The organism is Falsiroseomonas sp. E2-1-a4 (assembly GCF_051433165.1).
Lineage (GTDB): Bacteria > Pseudomonadota > Alphaproteobacteria > Acetobacterales > Acetobacteraceae > Falsiroseomonas.
On the sequence record NZ_JBHMFS010000063.1, the window covers coordinates 1 to 1,408 of the forward strand.

1 protein-coding gene is annotated in these 1,408 nt (G+C 67.5%); it reads left to right on the top strand.

What is annotated here, in order from left to right; all coding sequences use genetic code 11:
• Nucleotides 1–221: 221 nt before the first annotated feature.
• Nucleotides 222–1,408 (top strand): hypothetical protein (locus ACFHNC_RS24630; protein WP_437171876.1); only part of this gene is annotated, 1,187 nt, incomplete at its 3' end.

Sequence of the window (1,408 nt, forward strand, 5' to 3'; positions counted from 1 at the left end):
TAAGACCTCCTGTTGAGCGCGGTCCCCGAACCGGATGATGTCGGCCCGCATCTGATTGATGGTCACCCAGCTCTTATAGCTGAAGGTGAGCCTCAGCTGCGGATTGAGCGCGATGAGGTTGGCGCGGAACTCGCGCTGGCGGTGACTCTGATTCTGCATGTCGGTGGTCCTGGTCCCTGGTGCCGGCAGCGAGGGCTGCTGCCAGCCTCCCTTTACCGAGGATGACATCCGCACCGTCGCGGCCGGCTTCCGCGCGCCGTCCTGGAAGCTTCGGCTTGCGCATCTCTTCCCGGGCAGGGCACCGTCGCATGGCCTTACTGCACAAGGACCATCGCCCCTTGTCTGCGCTGCACGACCTTGAAGGCCTGATCGCCTGGTCCCGCCGGGAGGATTGGCGCGAGCCCTTCAGCACCCTCCTGGACCGGCATATCGGCAAGGCCTGCGCCGGTGCCGGCATCTCGGCGGCCGGTATTGGCGACGCGCTTGGCGACCATGCCATGTCCACCGTCTTCGGCGCCGTGTTCGAGGACCTGCTGGGGCTCGACCTGCCTGACGGCCGTAACCTCGCCGACGAGTATCTCCGTCGCCGTGGCTGGAAGGAGAGCGCCGCCAACCGCAACTACATGGCCGCGCTGCGCCGGACGCCCATGAGTCTATTCGAAGTGAGCGGCATCGTGCCGGGCGAGAGCATGATGCTGCGCGACCTGGTGCGCGGCGGTGATCCGGTCAGGGTGATGGAGAAGTCCGGGTCGCGCGGGGCCCGGCAGTGGGATCGCTTGGCAACGCGGCTGATCCAGCTCGGCGACCGGTCTGTCATCAGCGGCGCGCTGATGGTCTTCGACATGGACACCAGTGATGCGCTGCTGAAGGCGATCCTGCGCACCCTGGCGAAGGCGCCGGGCGAGGCTGCGAAGCTGGCGCGCGAGCTCGGTGTCGCGGTGGATGAGGCGGCTCTTGATGTTGTTGCCGACCTTGACCTGGTGCTGGCCGGCGCCGGCTTCCTGTTCACCAGCTTCTGGCTGGATTCGGCGTTGAAGGCCGCCCTTCGCCCATCACGCCCGGAGGTGGTCAACAGTGCCGGCGAGCCCCTTGAGTTCGCCACGGTGCATTTCCCGCTGGCTGCCGGTGTCCGCCTCGATGCAGTGCGCGCTGCGCTGTCGGTGGTCCCGGGGCTGCGGCAGGAGAATGCGGACTTCTGGAACTGGGTGGAGGAAGGTGCGACCGGGCGCTCGCGCCGTAAGCCGAACGCGCAGCAGTTCAGCACCACGATTCACGACGGGGCGGTGGTGCTGGGCAATCTGGAACTCAAGGCTCGGCGGCTCTCACTGACCGCCAACTCGGAGGCGCGGGCGGCACGTGGCCAGGCTCTGCTGGCCGCGGCGCTGACCGATCTGGTGCGTACGCCGCT